The 20,815-nt window shown below is 72.3% G+C and carries 17 protein-coding genes; 12 read left to right on the forward strand and 5 right to left on the reverse strand.

Annotated features, from left to right (window positions below; translation table 11 throughout):
* Nucleotides 1-103: 103 nt before the first annotated feature.
* Entirely contained in the window at nt 104-2,911 is a 2,808-nt protein-coding gene (locus tag ACZ4VI_RS25245; RefSeq protein ID WP_468002650.1) for an FHA domain-containing protein, read from the reverse strand.
* 90 nt (nt 2,912-3,001) lie between these two features.
* Between ACZ4VI_RS25245 and ACZ4VI_RS25250 the strand changes: the two genes are divergently transcribed.
* From ACZ4VI_RS25250 to ACZ4VI_RS25260, 3 genes are all read left to right on the forward strand, one after another.
* Entirely contained in the window at nt 3,002-3,622 is a 621-nt protein-coding gene (locus ACZ4VI_RS25250) for a TetR/AcrR family transcriptional regulator (RefSeq protein ID WP_468002652.1), read from the forward strand.
* A gap of 101 nt (nt 3,623-3,723) precedes the next feature.
* Nucleotides 3,724-4,386: a ThuA domain-containing protein gene (locus ACZ4VI_RS25255; RefSeq protein ID WP_468002654.1), complete on the forward strand. Its 663-nt coding sequence runs from the start codon at nt 3,724-3,726 to the stop codon at nt 4,384-4,386.
* Between the two features lie 135 nt (nt 4,387-4,521).
* Nucleotides 4,522-5,913: an NADP-dependent succinic semialdehyde dehydrogenase gene (locus ACZ4VI_RS25260; RefSeq protein ID WP_468002656.1), complete on the forward strand. Its 1,392-nt coding sequence runs from the start codon at nt 4,522-4,524 to the stop codon at nt 5,911-5,913.
* A 27-nt stretch (nt 5,914-5,940) separates the two neighbouring features.
* On the opposite strand, the gene ACZ4VI_RS25265 is transcribed toward ACZ4VI_RS25260, so the two are convergent.
* Together ACZ4VI_RS25265 and ACZ4VI_RS25270 are read right to left on the reverse strand one after the other, a co-directional pair.
* Nucleotides 5,941-6,996, reverse strand: a complete 1,056-nt coding sequence (locus ACZ4VI_RS25265; protein ID WP_468002658.1) for a PHP domain-containing protein — start codon at nt 6,994-6,996, stop codon at nt 5,941-5,943.
* Between the two features lie 15 nt (nt 6,997-7,011).
* On the reverse strand, nt 7,012-9,099 hold the full coding sequence (locus ACZ4VI_RS25270; protein ID WP_468002660.1) for a SpoIIE family protein phosphatase: 2,088 nt from the start codon (nt 9,097-9,099) through the stop codon (nt 7,012-7,014).
* 166 nt (nt 9,100-9,265) lie between these two features.
* Here ACZ4VI_RS25270 and ACZ4VI_RS25275 point away from each other — a divergent pair, with 166 nt between their 5' ends.
* On the forward strand, nt 9,266-9,466 hold the full coding sequence (locus ACZ4VI_RS25275) for a hypothetical protein (RefSeq protein WP_468002662.1): 201 nt from the start codon (nt 9,266-9,268) through the stop codon (nt 9,464-9,466).
* A gap of 181 nt (nt 9,467-9,647) precedes the next feature.
* Nucleotides 9,648-10,826 (forward strand): acyl-CoA dehydrogenase family protein, encoded by a 1,179-nt coding sequence (locus ACZ4VI_RS25280; protein ID WP_468002664.1) that lies wholly within the window; start codon nt 9,648-9,650, stop codon nt 10,824-10,826.
* Nucleotides 10,827-10,836: 10 nt separating this feature from the next.
* Here ACZ4VI_RS25280 and ACZ4VI_RS25285 read toward each other — a convergent pair whose 3' ends face one another.
* Nucleotides 10,837-11,724 carry a potassium channel family protein gene (locus ACZ4VI_RS25285; RefSeq protein ID WP_468002666.1) on the reverse strand — a complete coding sequence of 296 codons (888 nt, stop codon included), beginning with the start codon at nt 11,722-11,724 and terminating at the stop codon, nt 10,837-10,839.
* Nucleotides 11,725-11,907: 183 nt separating this feature from the next.
* Here ACZ4VI_RS25285 and ACZ4VI_RS25290 point away from each other — a divergent pair, with 183 nt between their 5' ends.
* Nucleotides 11,908-12,576, forward strand: coding sequence for a GNAT family N-acetyltransferase (locus tag ACZ4VI_RS25290; RefSeq protein ID WP_468002667.1), 669 nt, complete (start codon nt 11,908-11,910; stop codon nt 12,574-12,576).
* 9 nt (nt 12,577-12,585) lie between these two features.
* Here the strand turns inward: ACZ4VI_RS25290 and ACZ4VI_RS25295 are convergent, their stop codons facing one another.
* The gene (locus ACZ4VI_RS25295) at nt 12,586-13,629 is read right to left on the reverse strand and encodes a helix-turn-helix transcriptional regulator (protein WP_468002669.1); all 1,044 of its coding nucleotides are present in this window, start codon (nt 13,627-13,629) and stop codon (nt 12,586-12,588) included.
* Between the two features lie 102 nt (nt 13,630-13,731).
* Here ACZ4VI_RS25295 and ACZ4VI_RS25300 point away from each other — a divergent pair, with 102 nt between their 5' ends.
* From ACZ4VI_RS25300 to ACZ4VI_RS25325, 6 genes are all read left to right on the forward strand, one after another.
* Entirely contained in the window at nt 13,732-14,019 is a 288-nt protein-coding gene (locus ACZ4VI_RS25300) for a hypothetical protein (protein WP_468002671.1), read from the forward strand.
* Nucleotides 14,020-14,069: 50 nt separating this feature from the next.
* A complete protein-coding gene (locus tag ACZ4VI_RS25305) occupies nt 14,070-15,335 on the forward strand; it encodes a phage baseplate protein (RefSeq protein WP_468002673.1) in 1,266 nt (421 codons plus the stop codon).
* Between the two features lie 63 nt (nt 15,336-15,398).
* Nucleotides 15,399-15,854: a hypothetical protein gene (locus tag ACZ4VI_RS25310; protein ID WP_468002675.1), complete on the forward strand. Its 456-nt coding sequence runs from the start codon at nt 15,399-15,401 to the stop codon at nt 15,852-15,854.
* Nucleotides 15,855-15,882: 28 nt separating this feature from the next.
* Entirely contained in the window at nt 15,883-16,779 is an 897-nt protein-coding gene (locus tag ACZ4VI_RS25315) for an oxygenase MpaB family protein (RefSeq protein WP_468002676.1), read from the forward strand.
* Nucleotides 16,761-19,049: a serine/threonine-protein kinase gene (locus ACZ4VI_RS25320; RefSeq protein WP_468002678.1), complete on the forward strand. Its 2,289-nt coding sequence runs from the start codon at nt 16,761-16,763 to the stop codon at nt 19,047-19,049. The genes ACZ4VI_RS25315 and ACZ4VI_RS25320 overlap by 19 nt, the downstream gene beginning before the upstream one ends.
* A 57-nt stretch (nt 19,050-19,106) precedes the next feature.
* Complete coding sequence (locus tag ACZ4VI_RS25325) at nt 19,107-20,645, forward strand: phytoene desaturase family protein (protein WP_468002680.1); 1,539 nt, start codon at nt 19,107-19,109, stop codon at nt 20,643-20,645.
* Nucleotides 20,646-20,815: the final 170 nt, after the last annotated feature.

The following is a 20,815-nucleotide window of genomic DNA, read 5'->3' on the forward strand; positions in this document are numbered from 1 at the left end:
TTCACTGGTCCGGATATTGGATATCTGATCCTGGATACCTGATCTTGGATCATGGATATTGGATCCGATATTCGGCCGACCGACGCCGGCCGGCGGACATCGGCTACTTCCGCATGATCACCGGCTCGTGCCGCCGCAACAGCCTCGCCACGACGAAGCCGAGGACGAGGCAGAGCGCGACCAGCATCCCCATGTCGACCAGCCACGCGCTCAGCGTGTGGTCCATCAGAGGATCCGCCGTCTTCTCGCTCGGCGCGATCCTGCCGATGTCGATGGTCGCCCCCATCGCGGCGAACGCCCAGCGCGACGGCACCAGCCACGCCAGCTGTTCGAGGACCGGTGTCCCGTGGACGGTGAGCAGCGCGCCGCAGAACACCACCTGGACGATGGCGAGGAGGACGAGCAGCGGCATCGTCACCTCCTCCTTGCGCACCAGGGCGGAGACGAACAGCCCGAGCATCATCGCCGTGAAGGAGAGCAGGGCCACGGCCAGCGTGAGTTCCACCAGCGGCGGCAGGAACACGCCCTCGCCGTCCGGGACGTTCAGCGGCACGCCGATCAGCGCGACGAGCGTGAGGACCACCGCCTGGACGACCGTGATCGTGCCCAGCACCACGACCTTCGACATCAGATACGCGGAGCGGGACAGGCCGACGGCTCTCTCCCGTCGGTAGATCGTGCGTTCCTTCACCAGCTCCCGCACCGCGTTGGCGGCCCCCGTCAGCACGCCGCCGACACACAGGATCAGCAGCACGTTCAGCGTCGACTCGGGGTTGAGACTGCCCTCCGAGAGCGCCCGGGCCATCGCTCCCATCACGAACGGCAGGGCGATCATGATGGCCAGGAAGGTCCGGTCCGCGGCCAGGGCCGCCGTGTAGCGCCGCACGAGGGTACGCAGCTGGGACCCCCAGCTCTGCGCCTTGCGCGGCGGCGGGGGCTCGGGCACGACCCCGGAGACGGGCAGTCCCGGCCGCTGCATCGCGTCGGCGATGTACCGGCGGTGGAAGCGCGACGACCGGTACTGCCCCGCCCAGTCGCGGCCGCGGTCGGTCTCGAAGGCCTCGAACGCCTCCGGCCACTGGGCGAAGCCGAAGAAGTCCAGCGAGTCGTCCGGCGGTCCGTAGTAGGCCACGCGACCGCCGGGCGCCAGGACGAGCAGCCGGTCGCAGACGTCCAGGCTCAGCACGCTGTGCGTGACGACGATGACCGTACGGCCGTCGTCGGCGAGTCCGCGCAGCATGTGCATCACCGAGCGGTCCATCCCGGGGTCGAGACCCGAGGTCGGCTCGTCCAGGAAGAGCAGCGACGGCTTGGTGAGGAGTTCGAGCGCCACACTGACCCGCTTGCGCTGGCCGCCCGAAAGACTGTGGATGGGCTGCTCCGCCCGCTCGACGAGGCCGAGTTCACCGATCACCTCGTCCACCCGGGCCCGGCGCTCGCCGGCCGCCGTGTCCTCAGGGAAGCGCAGCTCGGCGGCGTAGGTGAGGGCCCGCCGCACGGTGAGCTGGAGGTGGAGGATGTCGTCCTGCGGTACGAGACCGATGCGCTGGCGCAGCTCCGCGTAGTCGCGGTAGAGGTCCCGGCCGTCGTAGAGGACGGTTCCCTGGTCGGCCGGGCGCTGACCGGTGAGCGCACCGAGCAGCGTCGACTTGCCCGCGCCGGACGGACCGACCACCGCCAGCAGGGTCTTCTGCCCGACGGGGAAGGACACGTCCTCCAGGAGGGTCTTGCGTCCGTGGTCGACCGTGACCGCGAGATCCTGCACGTCGAGGGAGATCTCGCCGGTGTCCGTGAACTCGACGAGCTGTCCGCCGATGAGGCAGAACGCGGCGTGCCCGATACCGACGATGTCGTCCGGGGTGACGCGGGCACTGGTGACGGGACGGCCGTTGAGGAAGGTGCCGTTGTGGCTGCCGAGGTCCTGGATCCAGTACGTGCCGTCGGGGTGCACCCGCAGTTCGGCGTGGCGCCGGGAGACGACCAGATCGTCGACGATCAGGTCGTTGTCCGGCCCGCGGCCGATGCGTACGGTCCGAGTCGGCAGCGGCCGCACGGAGGTGGGCTGCCGGAAGGTGCCGGTCGCGGCCGGATGGGAGACCGAGGACGGCCGGGGCGGGGTCCGCGGCGGCGCGGGAGGCGGCGGCTCGGGGGCCGGTACGGGCCGGGGCGTGGGAGGCGGCGGCTCGGGGGCCGGTTCGGGTGGAGGAACAGGGGCCCCGGGCCCTGGCCCGGGCTCCCGTACGGGCTCGGCCGCGGGAGCCTCGGGAGGTTCAGTCTTGACGGCCTCGGGTGCGGGAGGTTCGGGCGCCGGGGCTTCGGGTACGGGTGGCTCCGGCTCGGGAGCCTCAGCTGCGGGAGGTTCGGGCCGGAGCTCCTCGGGCGGGGCAGCTTCGCGCCGGAACGCCTCGGGTACGGCTGGTTCCGGCCTGGGAGCCTCGGGTGCGGGAGCTTCGCGCCGGAGCGCCTCAGGCGCGGCGGGCTCGGGCGCGGCTGGCGCGGCCGCGGCGGGCTCGGGCGCCGGGCCCGCGTCCGTCGGGCCCGCATCTGCCGGGCCTTCGTCCGCTGGGGCTAGGGGCCGAGCCGTGGTCGGGGCGGCGCCGAAGAGGACGGCGCGCGGGCCGTTTCCGGGATGCCCGAACCGTATGACCGTACCCGGACCGACCTCGCGCACGGCGATGCGGCGGCTGTCCGCGTAGGTCCCGTTCGTGCTGCCCTCGTCCTCAAGCGTCCAGTGGTCGCCGACGGCCCGCAGCACCGCGTGGTGCCAGGACGTGCGGTCGTCCTCGAGGACGACGTCGCTGGTGGGGTCGCGCCCGATGCGGTAGACCCGGCTCGGACTCATCACGGTCGCGTCCCCTGCGATCTCGAGCACGAGCTCGGGCGCGGCGGGCGCGACGGGCCGCTCTCCCATGCGTGAATTTTATCGTCCGGGGCTGATCCGTGCCTGCGAGAGCCGTCGGTATCGTGGGCGCCGCCAGCGCGACCGAAGGAGGGCCCACCCGTGCCGAAAGGTGTCACCAGGCGTCGGCCCCGCACCCGGGCAGCGCTGCTCAAGGCCGCCCTGGAGACCTTCGCCGAGCACGGATTCCACGCGACGACCATCGAGCAGATCTGCGAACGCGCCGGCTACACGCGCGGCGCCTACTACTCGAACTTCGCCAGCAAGGAAGAGCTCTTCCTTGCCCTCTTCGACGAGCACAGCGAACGGACCGTACGACGGCTCGCGGAGGCCGTCGACAGCCTCGCCGACGAGGAGTACACCCTGGAGCGGCTCGCCGAACTCGCCTCCCGGATCGAGCCGGACGAGCGGGACTGGTACCTCGTCACCACCGAGTTCACCCTGCACGCCATCCGCGACCGGCAGGCGGCATGGGTGCTCGCCCGGCACGACGCCCGGCTGCGGGCCGAGATCGCCCGGGGTGTCGAGGCCGTACTGCGCCGGGCCGGACGTGAACTGACCGTCGACGCGGACCGGTTCGCCCGGATGCTGATCGCCCTGCGCGAGGGCGGACTCGCGCAGAGCTATGTCGAACCGGAGGAACTTCCGCCGGGCACGCTGGAACGGGACTTCCTGGCCCCGCTGTTGGCGGCGACGACGCGGGAGCTGGGCGACGACCGGTAGGCCGGTCCTGGAACCAGCCAGTTGCGGTGCGGGGATGCCGGTGGCTACCGTCAGGCCAGAAAGCGCTTGCTATCTCTACCGCCTCCAAGGGAGCCGACCTCGTGCCGATCGCGGACGTCCTGATCTACACCCGCACGACGGGCTACCGCCACGACTCGATCCCTGCGGCCGCGAAGGCCCTGGTGGAGCTGGCAGGGGCGGCGGGGTACGGGGCCGAGGTGACCGAGGATCCGGCGGTCTTCACGCCGGAGCGGCTCGGGCGGTGCGCGGCGGTGGTCTTCCTCTCGACGACGGGGCCGGTCCTGAGCACGTCCGGCCGCGCCGCCTTCGAGGCGTACGTCGTGGGGGGCGGGGGCTTCCTCGCGATCCACGCAGCGGCCAACGCGGAGCCGGACTGGCCGTTCTACGGCGAGCTGCTCGGCACACGCTTCGACGGGCACCCGGAGATCCAGCCGGGCGTGGTGTGCGTGGACGTGCCCGACCACCCCGGGACCGCCGCGCTGCCGGGCCGGTGGGCATGGACGGACGAGTGGTACAACTTCACGTCGAACCCCCGGGACAAGGGGGTACGGGTCCTGGCCCGCGCGGACGAGTCCACGTACCGGGGCGGGACGCTGGGTGCGGACCACCCGCTGGTGTGGTGCCGCGAGGCCGGCGACGGCCGGGTCTTCTTCACGGCGCTGGGGCACGCGGAGGAGGCGTATGGGGACGAGACGTTCAGGGGGCATCTGGCGGGGGCGCTGCGGTGGGTGACAGGCGGGTAGCCCTCATCCCCGCGCCCGCGCCCGCCGTCACCCCCGCGCCCGCACCTCCCGTCACCCCCGCGCCCCCTCCCCGATTGCGGAGGGCGTCCGGGCGCGGGAGGGTGCGTGTGGGGCGGACGGGCAGGAGGAGGCCACATGGCGATCGCCACCGTGAATCCCGCCACGGGCGAGACGCTGCGCACCTATGACGCGCACGGGCACGACGAGGTCGAGCGGCGGATCGGCGCCGCGTACGAGGCGTTCCGGCAGTACCGCACCACGTCCTTCGCCGAGCGCGCCCGACTGATGCGCCGCGCCGCGGATCTCCTCGACGAGGACGCCGAGGACGTCGCCCGCACGATGACCACCGAGATGGGCAAGACGATCACGGCCGCCCGCGCCGAGGCCGCCAAGTGCGCCAAGGCCATGCGCTGGTACGCCGACAACGCCGAGGCCCTGCTCGCCGACGAGCACCCCGCCGCGGCCGACGTACGGGACTCCGGCGCCGACGCCGCCCGCGTCCACTACCGCCCCCTGGGCCCGATCCTGGCCGTCATGCCCTGGAACTTCCCCCTCTGGCAGGTGATCCGGTTCGCCGCGCCCGCCCTCATGGCGGGGAACACCGGCCTCCTCAAGCACGCCTCCAACGTGCCCAGGACCGCCCTCTACCTCGGCGATCTCTTCCGGCGCGCCGGCTTCCCCGAAGGCTGCTTCCAGACCCTGCTCATCGGGTCCGGCGCCGTCGAGTCCGTCCTGCGCGACCGCCGTGTGGCCGCCGCGACCCTCACCGGCAGCGAGCCCGCCGGACGCTCGGTCGCCGCCATCGCGGGCGACGAGGTGAAGAAAACGGTCCTGGAACTCGGCGGCAGCGACCCGTACATCGTCATGCCCTCCGCCGATGTCCCCCGCGCCGTCAAGACCGCCGTCACCGCGCGCGTGCAGAACAACGGCCAGTCCTGCATCGCGGCCAAGCGCTTCATCGTCCACGGCGACGTCTACGACGACTTCGCCGAACGGTTCACCGCCGCCATGACCGCCCTGACCGTCGGCGACCCCCTCGACGAGTCCACCGACGTCGGCCCGCTCGCCACCGAACAGGGCCGCGCCGACCTGGAGGAACTCGTCGACGACGCCGTACAGAAGGGCGCCACGGTCCTCTGCGGTGGATCCCGCCCCGAGGACCGCCCGCGCGGCTGGTTCTACCAGCCGACCGTGCTGACCGGCATCACCCCCGAGATGCGCATCCACCAGGAGGAGGCCTTCGGTCCGGTCGCCACGCTCTACCCGGTGACCGACATCGAAGAGGCCGTGGCCGTCGCCAACGACTCGCCGTTCGGACTCAGTTCGAACGTCTGGACCCGTAGCGACGAGGACATCGCCTTCTTCGTACGGGACTTGGAGACCGGAGGCGTCTTCGTCAACGGCATGACGGCCTCGCACCCGGCCCTCCCCTTCGGCGGCGTGAAGCGCTCCGGCTACGGCCGCGAGCTCTCCGGGCACGGCATCCGCGAGTTCTGCAACGCGACCACCGTATGGCAGCGCACGTGACCACCGGGGCAGCGCAGCGCACGTGACCTAGCGCTCCCTGCCCCGGCCCCGCTCCCTGCCCCGCTCCCTGCCCCGGTCCCGTGTCCACGCCAGCAGCTCGTCCGCCGGCCAGGTGTTGATCACCCGCTCCGTCGGCACCCCGCACTCCTCCGCCCGCGCGCACCCGAAGATCTGCCACTCCAACTGCCCCGGCGCGTGCGCGTCCGTGTCCACCGCGAACCAGACGCCCGCCGCCACCGCCTGCCGCAGCAGCCGGCGCGGCGGATCGAGCCGCTCCGGGCGGCTGTTGATCTCCACTGCCGTCCCCGACTCGGCACACGCCGCGAAGACCCGCTCCGCGTCGAAGGCCGACTCCGGCCGCAGCCGGCCCCCGCCGACCAGCCGCCCCGTGCAGTGACCGAGGATGTCCATCAGCGGGTTGCGTACGGCCTTCACCATCCGCCGCGTCATCGCCGGCGCGTCCATCCGCAGCTTCGAGTGCACCGAAGCGACCACCACGTCAAGGCGGGAGAGCAGCTCCGGCTCCTGGTCCAGCGAACCGTCCTCCAGGATGTCGCACTCGATCCCGGTGAGGAGACGGAACGGCGCCCACTCCTCGTTCAGCCGTGCCACCACGTCCAGTTGCTCACGCAGCCGATCCGGCGACAGCCCGCGCGCGACCTTCAGACTCGGCGAGTGGTCGGTCAGGACGGCCCACTCGTGGCCGATCCGCGCCGCCGTCCGGCCCATGTCCTCGATCGTGCTGCCGCCGTCCGACCACTCCGAGTGCAGATGGCAGTCGCCCCGCAACGCCGCCCGCAGCGTCTCCCCGCCGCTGGCCTCCGGTACGGAGATCTCGGCCTCCAGACGTTCCAGATACTCCGGCACCCGCCCCTGGAGGGCCTCCCGGATCACCGCGGCCGTCTTCGGCCCGATGCCCTTGACCGACTCCAAGGTGCCCGCCACCGCGCGCCGCTCCGCCTCGCCGACCGCCATGGCCGCGACGGCGGCGGAGGCCGTACGGAACGCCCGTACCCGGTACGTCGGCGCCTGCGAGCGTTCCAGCAGGAAGGCGATCCGGTCCAGCGCCGCCACGGGGTCCATACCCGCTCCTCACTCTCACCCTCGGCCGGACGGAGCGGGGGCTGCCGCCGCGTGCACCGGGCCGATCTCGCACCACACCGCCTTGCCCTCGCCGCGCGGCTCCACACCCCAGCGCGAGGAGAGCGCGTCGAGCAGGAGCAGGCCGCGGCCCGAGGTCGCCGCCTCGCCCGGCGTCCGCCTGCGGGGCCAGGCGGACGACCGGTCCTGCACCGTCAGCCGTACCCGACGCACCGGCTCCGGGAGCACCTCCAGCGTGAGCACCGCGCCGCCCTCGGTGTGCAGCAGCACATTGACGAGCAGCTCGCCCGTCAACAGCTCGGCGTCGTCGGCCAGTTCGGGCATGCTCCAGTCCCGCAGGGCCCGACCCACAGCGGCCCGCGCGTCCGAGAGCCCCTGCGGATCGGCCTGGTGGACGTACTGGTGGATGCGGGGCGCACGCGGGGTGCCGGGGTCCGGACTCCGCCGCAGCACGAGCAGGGCCACGTCGTCCCCCGCGCCCCACCGCTCCCACAGCTGCTCCGACAGATGGTCCGCGAGCGCCTCCGCCTGCGGCGGACCGCTGCTAATCGCCCCCGACAGCGCCTCGAGACCGGAATCGATGTCCGAGCCCGGCTGCTCGACCAGACCGTCCGTGCACAGCACCAGCGTCTCGCCCGGCACGAGGTCGAGCCGGGTCTCCGGGAACTCCTCGTCCCCGAACACCGTCGCCAGACCGAGCGGCAGCCCGCCCCGGAGCTTCGGCTGCCCGACCCGGCCGTCCGTGTGCCGGATGAGCGGACCCAGATGACCGGCGCGCACCGCGCGGACGGTCCCGGTGCCCAGGTCGACCTGCGCGTAGGTGCAGGTCGCGAAGCGGTTGGTGTCGAGCTCGGCGAGGAAGCGGGAGGCCCGTGCCAGTACGGTCGAGGGCGCGTGACCCTCACCCGCGTACGCCCGCAGCGCGATCCGCAACTGGCCCATGATCGCGGCCGCGTGGGTGTCGTGCCCCTGGACGTCCCCGACGACGACCCCGACCCGGCCACGGGGCAGCGAGATCACGTCGTACCAGTCGCCGCCGACCTGCCGCCCGCTCCACGCCGCGTGGTAGCGGACCGCGATCTCACCGCCGGAGATCGCCGGGATGCGGCGCGGCAGCATCGTCTCCTGCAGCCCGGTCGCCAGCTCCCGTTCCTCGTCGAAGAGGATGGCGCGCTGCAGGGACTGCGCGACGATCGCGGCGAGCCCGAGCAGCAGGTTGCGCTCGTCGGCGTTGAACGACGAGCGGCGCCGGTAGAACAGTGCCATCCCGCCGAGCGAACGCGCCTGGGCGACGAGCGGCAGATAGCAGGCGGAGGTGAACTTCAGCCGCTCGAGGTACGGCGCCAGCTCCGGGAAGTCCCGCCCGAGCGAGGGGAACGAGGACACGAACCGCGGCCGCCCGCTCAGGACCGTCTCGGCCAGCGGCAGGCCGCGGTCGAGCCGGCGCGAACGGAAGTCGTTCAGGGCGTCCAGCGACTCCCCGCTGAGCGCGATGACGTTGAGCGAGCCGTTCTCCACCAGGCCGAGCGCGAGCCCGTCCGCGCCGAGCCGGGCGAGCCCGCCGGGGCCGGTCATGGCCGCCGTCACGTCGTCGACCGTGACGGCCCGCGACAGCGCGTGCGTGGTCCGCTCGACGATGCTCGTCTGGACCTCGCGGCGCTTCTCCAGCTCCAGTACGAACGCGGAGTGGGTGACCTCGGCGGTGGTGTCGCGGACGATGCCGACGATCCGGTGGGCCCGCCCGTCCGGCGTCCTCAGGATGCGTGCCTGGACATGTGTCCACTGGGGTGCTCCGTCGTCCCCCTCGATCCGGAACTGCGCGGTGTACGAGGTCTCGCCGCTGGTGATCGCCGCCCGGACCACCGCGTCGAGCCGGGTGCGCTCCGCGGGGTCGAGGCGCTGCACGAGCGTGGCGGGGCGTCCGTCGAAAGCGCCCGGTTCCAGCCCGAAGACCAGCAGCCCGGCCTCGTCGACGTCGATGGTGCCCGTGTCGAGGTCCCAGTCGAAGCTGCCGGTCCGATTCATGGCGAGCCGCTCGGTGGGCCCGATCTCGCCACTGCGCGTGCGCCGGTCGTCATCGGTCATCCTCACCATTGTCGAACCCGCACCCCTTGGACGCCATGGCGGCGACACACCGCGTGCACGAGTTGTGACCCAGCAGAGGGGAGGGGCCCTCGGCGAGCGGCCCGGATGCGGTCCCGCGAACCGGACACGAGAATGGCCGGTACCGGAAGAACTAGTAGGAGGCGGCATGAACGCTGAGTCCGACAAGACATCTCCGGGGGAGCGCCCGACGCCCGACCGCCTCTTGCATGCCGGGTCGGAGGGCGAATACACGGCCGAGGACCTGGTCCTCGCCTCAGGCCGTGACGTGAATCCGAAGAACCTCGCGTGGGCCGAGCGCCGCATGGCGGCGAAGGGACGCGCCTCCCTGGACGAGCTCCTGCCCTGATCCGCCCGCCGGATCCCCATGCCAGACCGCCTTGGCCCGGACCTTCCCCCCACCGGGCCAAGGCGGAACACGACGGCCCCCGCCCGGGGCCGTCGTGGGGCTTCCCCATTTATGGAACACGTTCTACCGTGGCCGCCGTCGCGCGCACGGTACCCAGGACGACGCCGCCACGGGAGGCCCCATGCACCTCGAGTACACGCCCGCCCAGCTCCGTCTGCGCGAGGAGCTGCGCGCGTACTTCGCCGCCCTCGTGCCGGACGACGTCCACGCGCGCTACGCCGACCCTGCCGCGCAGAAGCGCTTCTACCGCGAGACCGTACGCAGGCTCGGCACCGACGGCTGGCTCGGCGTGGGGTGGCCCGTCGAGTACGGCGGGCGCGGGCTGAGCCCCATGGAGCAGTTCATCTTCTTCGACGAGGCCGCCCAGGCCGGCGTCCCGCTGCCGCTGATGGCCCTGAACACCGTCGGTCCGACGATCATGCAGTTCGGTACGGACGAGCAGAAGGCGTACTTCCTGCCGAAGATCCTCTCCGGCGAGATCGACTTCGCCATCGGTTACAGCGAGCCCGACGCCGGCACCGACCTCGCCGCCCTCAGGACCCGCGCGGTCAGGGACGGCGACGCGTACGTCGTGAACGGGCAGAAGATCTGGACGACGAACGGCGACACCGCCGACTGGGTCTGGCTCGCCGTCCGCACCGACCCGGACGCCCCCGCCCACAAGGGCATCACGATGCTCCTCGTGCCGACGAGCGACCCCGGCTACTCCTGCACCCTCATCAACACCCTCGCCTCGCACGACACCACCGCGAGCTACTACGAGAACATCCGCGTCCCTGTCTCTCGCCGCGTCGGCGAGGAGAACAAGGGCTGGCGGCTCATCACCAACCAGCTCAACCACGAGCGCGTGACCCTCGCCGCCCACGGCACGATGGCGATCCGCGCCCTCCACGACGTCCAGCGCTGGGCCGCCGACACCAAGCTCGCCGACGGCCGCCGCGTGATCGACCTCGGCTGGGTACGCCGGAGCCTGGCCCGCACGCACACCAGGCTCGACGCGATGAAACTCCTCAACTGGCAGATGGTGAACGCCGTCCAGCACGGCACCCTGACCCCCCAGGACGCCTCCGCCGTCAAGGTCTACGGCTCCGAGGCCCGCCGCGACGCCTACGCCTGGCTCATGGAGGTCGTCGGCTCGGCCGGCGCGCTCAAGGAGGGCTCCGCGGGCACGGTCCTCCACGGCGAACTCGAACGCGGCTACCGCTCGGCCGTCATCTTCACCTTCGGCGGCGGCAACAACGAGATCCAGCGGGAGATCATCTCCTGGATCGGCCTCGGAATGCCCCGCGTCCGCCGCTGAGACTCGTCCCCTATGCGCCGCGGTTCCCTTCCCGGGGGCGCCCGTGGTCGGCGGCGTAGGCCGCGAAGACCCGGTCGGGTGAGCCTTCCGTGCGAAGGAAGCGGTCGTCGAGGACGACGGCCAGGTCCTCCAGCGCCGTGCGCAGCACCGCCGCGGACAACCGGACATCCGGATGGCGCGCAGCTGCGGCCTGCTCGGCCAGACCGACCGCGTAGTCGAGGTGACCGGGCAGAGAGGTGTGCTCGTCGCCGTCGTAGAAGTAGTAGGACTCGGCGTACTGCATGAAGTCGACCGTGACGATCGAGAAGGCCGACGCGAGACCGTCCAGGAGAGCGGCGCCCCCGTCTGAGTCGAGGGCCTGGGAGGTGGCCCGGCTGCGGCGGACGTGGGAGAGCCGCAGGGCCAGGGCCCTGCGGCGGGCCAGAGCCGGGTAGATGCCGAGGATCCAGGCGACGGTCGCCGACAGCAGGACGAAGCCCACGAGGGCCTCCATGGGGGCGAGGACACGAAGCCACCCCGAGGTCGGCGCGATGTCTCCCAGTCCGAGTGTGGCCAGGGTGACCAGGGAGATGTAGAGCGCGTCCAGCGGGCCTGCGTGCTCGGAGGGGACGAGCGCCGCCGCGTACGAGAAGTCGTCCGGCATGTGGGGCCAGTAGATGAGCGCCCATCCCACGGCGACGGTCAGTGCCCAGGAGGCGAGGACGGTCACCATGCCCAGCGGGCCCGCGAGACCCGCCGGCCGCCACCACACGCCCAGGCGCGCGGAGAGCCACCACATGAACATCATCACCAGTCTGCTCAGACCTCCGTGGCGCGTCGGGTGCCAGAGCGTGTGGAACACGTCCCGGAGGATGAACAACACCAGGACGGCGCCCGCGAGCGTCGGAAGCCACGTCATTCCGGCACCCTTCCCGCTGTGCCGGGCGGACTCCCGCGTCCCACCCCCGATCTCAGCCTGGTGGCGGCGCCCCGCACGCTCGCACGGCCGCGCCGGTCCTGCGCCCGGGTCCGAAGAACACGGTCGCTTCGGTGGACGGCGGCGCGTCACACTGTGCGGGACCACCGCACGAACGGAGATTCGATGTCCGGCGCGACCGATCCGACCGACCAGACCCACGCCACCGATCCCGGCGCCCCGACGCATCCGGAGTACCCGGTGCGGACGAAGCGGCTGAGTCTGCGTCCCGTACGGCTGGACGACCTCGAGGCGATCTACGCCTACCGTTCGTTGCCCGAGGTCGCGCTCTATCTGCCGCACGAGCCGCACACCCGGGACATGACCACGGCAGACCTGGAGCGCCTGGTCTCAGGGGAGTCGCTCGCCACGCCCGGTGACTGGCTCGGGCTGGCAACGGCGGTCACCGCGTTCCTCTCGGCGTTCACCCACCGCGCCGGCGAGCTGGACGCGGCACGCGCGGTCCTCGCGCCCGAGGCCGTGATCGAGTACGTCGATCAGGACGGGCACGTCGAACGGATGACGGTGGAGGAGTTTCTGGCGCCCCGTCACACGCTCCTGAACGGAGCCGAGTTGACCGACTTCGAGGAGTTCGAGGTCAGCTTCTCGACCGTCGTCACCGCCGGACGCGCCCTGCGGAGCTCGCTCTACTACAAGCACGGCGTCCGCGACGGCGTCCCCTTCACCGGGTGGGGACGCAAGCACAGCCTGCTGACGAAGGCGAAGGCGAAGGACAGGGGCGACTGGCTCATCGAGTCCGTCACGTGGACCGACGACCCCGTCGTCCAGGGCTGAGCCCGGCTCTTACGTCCCCAGGGCCCGCGCGAGCAGCGCCCGACGGTTGTGGCAGGAGGTCTTGGCGAACACCGACTTGAGGTGGTCCTGCACCGTGTGCTCCGACAGGAACATCGCCCGGGCCACCGCGTGACTGTCGCCTCCCTCCGCGAGATGGCGCAGCAGCTCGCCCTCACGATCACTGAGTCCGTACGCCCTGCCGAACACGTCGAGTCGCTCGGCGGGCGTCGTCTCCTCGATGGTGACCGCGATATCGCGCCCGGCCGCAGGCTCCGCCCCGCCGATCCGGGCCGCCCGCAGCGTGACCCACAGACCGTCCGCGACATGGACGCGGGCCCGCGGGACGTTCTCGTCGACACCGGCCTCCCGGGCGAGGAGCTGCGCGGCGACGTTGTACGCACCGGCCGGTACGGGCGGCAGACCCTGCTCGGGCGGTACCAGCCGGGCGAGATACGCGTGGGCCTCGGGGGTCTGGCCCCTGACCTGGAGGTCGGGGGAGAGCAGCAGCACGAGCGGTCCCGGCCGGGCGGCGCCCGGTGGGCGTGCCACGAACGTCTCGGCTTGTGCACGCCGCAGGGCCTCGGTGACGGGCGCGGTGATCCCGTCGAGATACGCGATCTCCGGCGCGCCGAACTCCTCCCCGTACCGCCAGAGGTCGAGGAACCCCCAGCAGCCGAACCGGTCCGTGAACACTGCCGAGGCCACGTCCCGTACGCCGTGCGGGCGGAGCACCTCGTCCCACAACGGACCGCGCGACGAGGGCTCGTGGCCGCTCAGCGCGGCGGCGCCGCGCAGCGTCGTCCAGCGATTCGTCCGGGTCAGGTACTTCAGCCGGATCAGCCGGGGAAGCTCCGGCAGGACGGGGACATGCGCCACCGGCGCGCAGCCGATGGAGGTCTCGGGGTCGGTCAGCAGAAAGGCGAACGCGTCGAAGCCCAGGGTGGCGCGCAGCTCCCTCAGCAGCCGCCCGCGCAGTCGGCGGGAGTCTCCACCGGCCGCGCAGAGCCGGACGACGCGCTCGCGGGACCGTGCGTACGCGACGGGAAGAGCCATGAGCGGAGGCTACGGCGCCGTACCCCACATATCTGGGATATGGGGCGCGGGCACCGCAGACCAGCATGGAGGGAGACAGCGGCAGCGGACCGAGGAGGAGTGATGATCACCCTGCACATCGAGCACCCGGTCACCGACTTCGGCGTATGGAAGACGGCCTTCGACCGCTTCGCCCCCGCGCGGCGCGACGCGGGCGTCCTGCGGCATCACATCCGGCGCCCGGTCGACGATCCCGCGTACGTCGTGGTGGACCTCGGCTTCTCGACCACGGAGGAGGCCGAGCGGTTCCTCGGCTTCCTCACCACCCAGGTGTGGTCCGTCCCGGCCAACTCCCCCGCCCTGGCCGGAAGGCCGGCCACACGCATCCTGACCACGGCCGAAGAGCTCTGACAGACTGGGCCCCCCTGGACGATCATCAAGAGTGACAAGGAGCCGCGCAGTTGAGCGTCAGTGTCGCAGGACAGATAGACATCGCCGGACCGGTGGGGAAGCTTCTCCACCGGCGCCCGCTCCAGAACAGCACAGTCATGCAGTCGTTCGGCATCGACCCGGTGTCCGACGACATCTTCGTGCTCCAGATCATGGAGGGCGGAATCCAGCTCCCCGGCGAGTCCACGGCGCCGGACTGGGCCACGCGGAGCGCGCAGGGCGACCTGTGCGTCACCCGGCTCTCCGCGTCCGGCTCGATCACCGGGCACATGTACCTGCGCGGCTTCGGACACGGCGTCAACGTCGGCGTGGAGAACCGCGCCGGGGCGATCTGGCTGTGGACCGAGACGGCGTCGATACCCAACAGCAAGAACCAGGGCTTCGGCTCGGCCGTGACCAGCTTCGAGTTCCGCTCAGGCACGGTCATCGACCACGGCTCCTCGCTGCACACCCAGCCGTACAGCCCCGACCCGGCGGCCCGCTTCATCACCCCCACCATCGACCGCAGCACCAACGAGCTCGTCCTGCGCTTCTCCCTCGACGGCGGGCCGCACTACGAGCGGTACGACCTGGCCAAGGCGGCCGCCGGTGAATGGGTGGCCATTCAGCAGATCACCCCGGCCCTCCCTGCCGGCGTCTTCCAGGGGTACGCCTCCCACAGCGGCGTCCTCTACACGCTCCAGGGCCAGGCCCTGTCCGCGGTCGCCCTGCCAGGCGACACGTACATCACGGCGTTCGAGTGGGCCACCGGCGCCATGCTGGACCGGCAGCACATCACCGCCGGTCCCGGCCTGGAGCACCGCGAGGCCGAGGGCATGACCGTCTCCGTACGGAACGGTGTGCCGCACCTCCACTTCGGTTTCGCCACCGAGGACCCCGGCCCGCGCACCTGCACCATCATGTCGCTGTCCGCGGCCCCCGAGGTCGACGGCGTGAAGGTGCTCACCGACTGGCAGCCGATCACCCTCGCCGCCGGGGTCACCGTCGACCAGAACGCCCCCAAGGGGCGGCTCATCAGCATCGCCGGAACGACGACGCTGCAGCTCAGCGGCGGAGTCAGGGGCAGCTTCGACGGCGACGCGGTCATCGGCACCCTGCCCGACGCGCTGACCCCCAGCATGGTCTGCCGCGCCAACGTTCCCCGGAACAGCAACGGCGGCTACTGCGTCGCCCGTGTCGAGGCAGGCAACGACCGCGAACTGCGGCTCTATGGCGGCCGCACCACCAACGTCATCACCTGGGTGCAGCTGGACAGCTTCAGCGCCGTCTGGCGCTGACCCCCAGCTGACCCCCACCCCCCTTCTCCCACTCATCTCTTCTGGCCAAGGAGCCCATTCGTCATGTCCCAGTCCTTCAACCGCCGCAGCATCCTCGGCGCCGCCCTCGCCATGCCCGCCGCCGCGGCCGCCGGCAACCTGATCGCCGCCACGCCCGCCGCCGCGGCCGGCGTCGTGGCCCAGGCCTGGACCGACCTCGTCCTGGAGCCGGGCATCACCGCCCAGGCCGGTGCCACTCCGCAGGTGCGCCTCATCACGATCGCCGACACCACGTTCCTCCAGGCCCGTGGCGCGATCACCTGCAACCTCGTCGCCGACGCCAGGATCGCCACCCTGCCGGCCGGGTTCACGGCGCCCACCTGGTACGTGCGCGCCGCGACGCCCCGCAACAACAGCCAGGGCATCAACGCCTGCCGCTTCGAGATCAACACCGCCGGATCCGTGAGCATTTACGGCGCCAACAGCGGCAACCCGATCACGTGGGCACAGTTCGACTCGATCCAGGCGATCTGGCGATAGCGGATCCGGCACCCGTAGCCTGAACGGTATGAGGCAGGACGCCGACCCCGGGCTCTTCGGTCCCGACTCCGTCACCTGGCAGCTGCACGGCGACCCGGTGATGTGGATCGCCGGGGTCCGCGCCCTGTACCTCCAGGCACTCCACCCCGTCGCCGTCCGCGGCGTCATGATCAACAGTGACTTCAGGCGCGACGCCTGGGGCCGGCTCCTGCGCACGGCGAACTTCGTCGGCACGATCAGCTACGGCACCACCGACGCCGCCGAGGCGGCCGGCGCCCGCGTGCGGAGGATCCACCGCCTCCTCGGCGTCGACGACCCCGAGCTGCTGCTCTGGGTGCACTGCGCCGAGGTCGACTCGTACGTCTCGGTCGTCCGCCGCTCGGGCATCCCCCTCACCGACGCCCAGGCCGACCGCTACATCGACGAACACCGCGCCTCCGCCCGGCTCGTCGGGCTCGACCCGCGCACCGTGCCCGCCACCGCCGGCGAACTCGCCGCCTACTTCGACGCCGTACGACCCCGGCTCGCCGCCGGCGAGGACGCCCACACCGTCGACGCCTTCCTGCGCCGCCCGCCCGTCAGGCCCGCGCTCGCACCGGCGCGCGAGATCGTCTGGCGGCGCGTGGCCTCCCTCGCGTACAACTCCCTGCCTCCCTACGCCCACGAGCTCTACGGCCGGCCCGCGCCGCCGCCCGACACCGTCACGTATCAGCTCACCGCCACCGGCAATCTGCTGCGCTCCATCCCGGCCAGGCTCCGCTGGCGGCTGCCGCCAGGTCACATTCTGAAAGCGATGGCCCGTCTCGGCCCCGACGCGCGCCCCGCGCCGTACAGACTCCGCAGTCAGGCGGCCATACTGGACCGGCCGGGGAGGGCGCGGAGTATCGACGGGGGCGACAGCACGAGATGGCGGAAACCAGGCTGATCCAGGGCCGGTACCGGCTGCACGAGGTGATCGGGCGCGGCGGCATGGGCGAGGTGTGGCGGGCCACCGACGAGTCGCTCGGCCGCGGGGTCGCGGTCAAGTGCCTCAAGCCGCTGGGTCCCCAGCGGGACCCCCAGTTCGTGACGGTGCTGCGGGAGCGGTTCCGGCGCGAGGCCCGGGTCGCCGCCTCACTCCAGCACCGCGGGGTCACCGTCGTCCATGACTTCGGCGAGTCCGACGGGGTGCTCTTCCTCGTCATGGAGCTCCTGGAGGGGCACAACCTCAGCCAGCTCCTGGAGGAGAACAAGCAGCACCCGCTGCCGGTGCAGGACGTCGTGGACATCGCCGAACAGGTCGCCGACGCCCTCGCCTACACCCACCGCCAGGGGATCGTCCACCGCGACCTCAAGCCCGCCAACATCATGCGGCTCGGCGACGGCGCCGTGAAGATCTGCGACTTCGGCATCGCGCGCCTCGGCGCCGACATCGGCTTCACCTCCAAGCTCACGGGCACCGGCATCGCCATGGGCACCCCGCACTACATGTCGCCGGAGCAGATCAGCGGCGGCGAGATCGACCACCGCAGTGACCTGTACTCACTCGGCTGCGTGCTGTACGAGATCGCCACCGGCGCCCCGCCGTTCGACCTGGAGGACAACTGGGCCGTCCTCGTCGGCCATCGCGACACCCCGCCCGAACCGCTGCGGACGCACCGCGCCGAACTGCCCGACTACCTGGACCGGATCGTCCTCGATCTGCTCGCCAAGACGCCCGAGGAGCGGCCCACCGACGCGAACGACCTGCGCCGCCGGATCGTCTCCGCCCGCACCGGACTCACCGGACCGGGGCCCGTGGCGCCTCCCGTACGGCTGCCCGAGGCGGCCCCGCACCGACTCCCGTCCTGGGCCCGGGGGATGACCACCGGCCACCGGGTCACCGCCGGCTCCCTCGCGCTGCGCACCGTGGCGTACGACCCGGCCGCCGAGCTCACGGGGGAGTGGACGAGCCCCTCGCGGGTGATCCCCCAGCGGACCGCCGAGCGCGCGGAGCGTGCCACTCCGCCGCCGGAACTCCACGCCCAGGCCGCCGCGCCGCCGGAACTCCGCGCCCGGGCCGCCGCGCCGCCGGAACTCCTCGCCGTGCTCGCCAGCCGGCACAGGGCGGGGCTCAGCCTCGGCCGGCTCGGCCGCTGGGACGAGGCGGAGGACGTGCACCGGTCCGTCGTCGAGGACCGCGGCCGTGTCCTCGGGCCGGACCACCCCGACACCCTCGCCAGCCGGTACGAACTCGGCTTCACGCTCAGCAGGCTCGCCCGGCCGGCCGACGCCCTGCGCGAGTTCGGCCGCGTGGCCGAGGCGCGCGAGCGGGTCCTCGGCGCGGACCACCCCGACACGCTGGCCGCGCGCCAGGAGACCGCGTACGTCCTCGGCCGTCTCGGGCGGCACGTCGAGGCGCACCAGGTGTACGCGGAGGTACTCGCCTCGCGCGAGCGCACCATGGGCCCGGACCACCCCGACACCCTGCGCTGCCGCCACAACCTGGCCTTCAACCTGGGCCGCCTCGGCCGCCTCGACGAGTCGTACCGGATGGCCACGGAGGTGGCCGAGGCACGCGCCCGGCTGCTTGGCGAGGAGCATCCCGACACCCTGGTGACGCGGTACGAAGTGGCGTACACCCTCGGACAGTCGGGGCGCTGGACGGAGGCGCTCGCCGCCTACCGCGAGGTCGCGACGGCCCGTGGCACCGTCCTCGGCCCTGACCACCCCGACACCCTCGCCGCCCGCTACGAGGTGGGCATCTGCCTGGGCCGGCTCGGCCGGAGCGCCGAGGCCCTGGAGCTCTACCGCGACCTGGTCGAGGCCCGCACCCGGGCGCTCGGCCCCGACGACCCCGAGACGCTGCGCGCCCGCCACGGCCTCGGCGTCAGCCTCGGCCGCCTCTCCCGCTGGGAGGAGGCCGTCGAGGAGGCCCGCGCCGTGTGCGCGATCCGCGAACGCGTCCTCGGCGCCGACCACCCGGACACGCTCGTCAGCCGCCGCGAGATCGCCGTCGGCCTCGGCTGGCTGGCCCGCTGGCAGGACGCCCTCGCGGTCTACCGCCAGGTCGCCGAGGCCCGCGAGCGCACCCTCGGCGCCGACCACCCCGACACCCTCGGCAGCCGCCACGACGAGGCCCACTGCCTCGAACAGCTCGGCCGCGACGCGGAGGCCGTCGAGCTGTACCGCCGGGTGGCCGCCCTGCGCCGCGAGCGGCCCGGTCACGACGGGTAGCCGAACACGCGCTGGACACGGGGTTCCACGGGCGATCTTCGCGTGCTAGCAAGAGACATGACCGCACAGCGCTCGTACGACGCCGTCATCGTCGGCGGTGGCCACAACGGACTGGTCGCCGCCGCCTACCTGGCCCGCGCCGGACGCACCGTCCTCGTCCTGGAACGGCTCGGCTCCACCGGCGGGGCCGCCGTCTCCACCCGGCCCTTCGCCGGGGTCGACGCCCGGCTCTCCCGGTACTCCTATCTGGTCTCGCTGCTGCCGCCGAAGATCGTGCGCGAGCTGGGGCTGCGGTTCGCGGTGCGGAAACGGTCCATCTCCTCGTACACGCCGAAGGGCGACGGAGGGCTGCTCGTCGGCGGCGGCGCCGATCGGACCCGCGCCTCCTTCGCGGCGCTCACCGGATCGGACCGCGAGTACGAGGCGTGGCAGGCGTTCTACGGCCGTACGGGACAGGTCGCCGAGCGCGTCTTCCCCACGCTCACGGAGCCGCTGCCGTCCCGCGAGGAACTCCACGCGCGCGTGGCCGACGAGACCGCCTGGCGGATGCTCTTCGAGCAGCCGATCGGCGCCGCCGTCGAGGAGACCTTCGCCGACGACCTGGTCCGGGGCGTCGTCCTGACCGACGCCCTGATCGGCACCTTCGCCGACGCCCACGATCCCTCGCTGCTCCAGAACCGCTGCTTCCTCTACCACGTCATCGGCGGCGGCACCGGCGACTGGGACGTCCCCGTCGGTGGCATGGGCGCCCTCACCGACGCCCTCGCCGACGCCGCCCGCACCGCGGGCGCGGAGATCCGCACCGGCCACGAGGCCGTCCGGATCGAGACCGACGGCCTCCGCGCCGAGGTCACGTACCGAACGTCGGAGGGCGAGGGCGTGATCGCGGCAGAGCACGTACTTGTCAACGCCTCGCCCCAGGCCCTCGCCGAGCTCCTCGGCGAGACGCCTCCGCCGCCCGCCGAAGGCGCCCAGCTCAAGGTGAACATGCTGCTCACCCGGCTGCCCCGGCTGCGGGACCGGTCCGTCGACCCGCGCGAGGCGTTCGCCGGAACCTTCCACATCGCCGAGGGCTACGGCCAGTTGGCCACCGCCTACGCCGAGGCGGCCGCCGGCCGGCTGCCCAGCGCCCCGCCCTCCGAGATCTACTGCCACTCGCTGACCGACCCCAGCATCCTCGGCCCCGAGCTCGCCGCGCGCGGCTACCAGACCCTCACCCTCTTCGGACTGCACACCCCCGCCCGGCTGTTCACCGCCGACAACGACACCGCCCGCGCCGCCCTCCTCAAGGCGACCCTCGCCGAACTCGACGCCGTCCTCGACGAGCCGATCGCCGACTGTCTCGCCCTCGACGCCGAGGGCGAGCCCTGCATCGAGGCGAAGACGCCGCTCGACCTCGAACGCGATCTCCGGCTGCCCGGCGGGCACATCTTCCACCGCGACCTCTCCTTCCCCTACGGGGAAGAGGGCACCGGCCGCTGGGGCGTCGAGACCGACCATGCCAACGTTCTGCTGTGCGGCGCAGGCGCCGTCCGGGGCGGCGGAGTCAGCGGGATCCCCGGACACAACGCGGCGATGGCGGCGCTGGGACGATGAGGAGGGGGCGCCGCCCTGCTCCCCGCCAGCGGCGTGAAGCTCACCTGTGGCCGCGCTTAAGAAAACCTCGATGGACCCCGATGCACGACGTACGGAAGATTCTCTTCGGGGATCTTGGGCGCGAACCCGTGCCCGTACCCCATACGTCACAGGACACGCACGTCGGGAGC

The sequence above is a fragment of the Streptomyces sp. NPDC029169 genome (genome assembly GCF_055563935.1).

Coding starts and splice junctions, on each gene's coding strand:
- ACZ4VI_RS25245 (WP_468002650.1), bottom strand. CDS start 2,911: ATGGGAGAGCGGCCCGTCGCGCCCGCCGCGCCCGAGCTCGTGCTCGAG.
- ACZ4VI_RS25260 (WP_468002656.1), top strand. CDS start 4,522: ATGGCGATCGCCACCGTGAATCCCGCCACGGGCGAGACGCTGCGCACC.
- ACZ4VI_RS25265 (WP_468002658.1), bottom strand. CDS start 6,996: ATGGACCCCGTGGCGGCGCTGGACCGGATCGCCTTCCTGCTGGAACGC.
- ACZ4VI_RS25270 (WP_468002660.1), bottom strand. CDS start 9,099: ATGACCGATGACGACCGGCGCACGCGCAGTGGCGAGATCGGGCCCACC.
- ACZ4VI_RS25275 (WP_468002662.1), top strand. CDS start 9,266: ATGAACGCTGAGTCCGACAAGACATCTCCGGGGGAGCGCCCGACGCCC.
- ACZ4VI_RS25280 (WP_468002664.1), top strand. CDS start 9,648: ATGCACCTCGAGTACACGCCCGCCCAGCTCCGTCTGCGCGAGGAGCTG.
- ACZ4VI_RS25285 (WP_468002666.1), bottom strand. CDS start 11,724: ATGACGTGGCTTCCGACGCTCGCGGGCGCCGTCCTGGTGTTGTTCATC.
- ACZ4VI_RS25290 (WP_468002667.1), top strand. CDS start 11,908: ATGTCCGGCGCGACCGATCCGACCGACCAGACCCACGCCACCGATCCC.
- ACZ4VI_RS25295 (WP_468002669.1), bottom strand. CDS start 13,629: ATGGCTCTTCCCGTCGCGTACGCACGGTCCCGCGAGCGCGTCGTCCGG.
- ACZ4VI_RS25300 (WP_468002671.1), top strand. CDS start 13,732: ATGATCACCCTGCACATCGAGCACCCGGTCACCGACTTCGGCGTATGG.
- ACZ4VI_RS25310 (WP_468002675.1), top strand. CDS start 15,399: ATGTCCCAGTCCTTCAACCGCCGCAGCATCCTCGGCGCCGCCCTCGCC.
- ACZ4VI_RS25315 (WP_468002676.1), top strand. CDS start 15,883: ATGAGGCAGGACGCCGACCCCGGGCTCTTCGGTCCCGACTCCGTCACC.
- ACZ4VI_RS25320 (WP_468002678.1), top strand. CDS start 16,761: ATGGCGGAAACCAGGCTGATCCAGGGCCGGTACCGGCTGCACGAGGTG.
- ACZ4VI_RS25325 (WP_468002680.1), top strand. CDS start 19,107: ATGACCGCACAGCGCTCGTACGACGCCGTCATCGTCGGCGGTGGCCAC.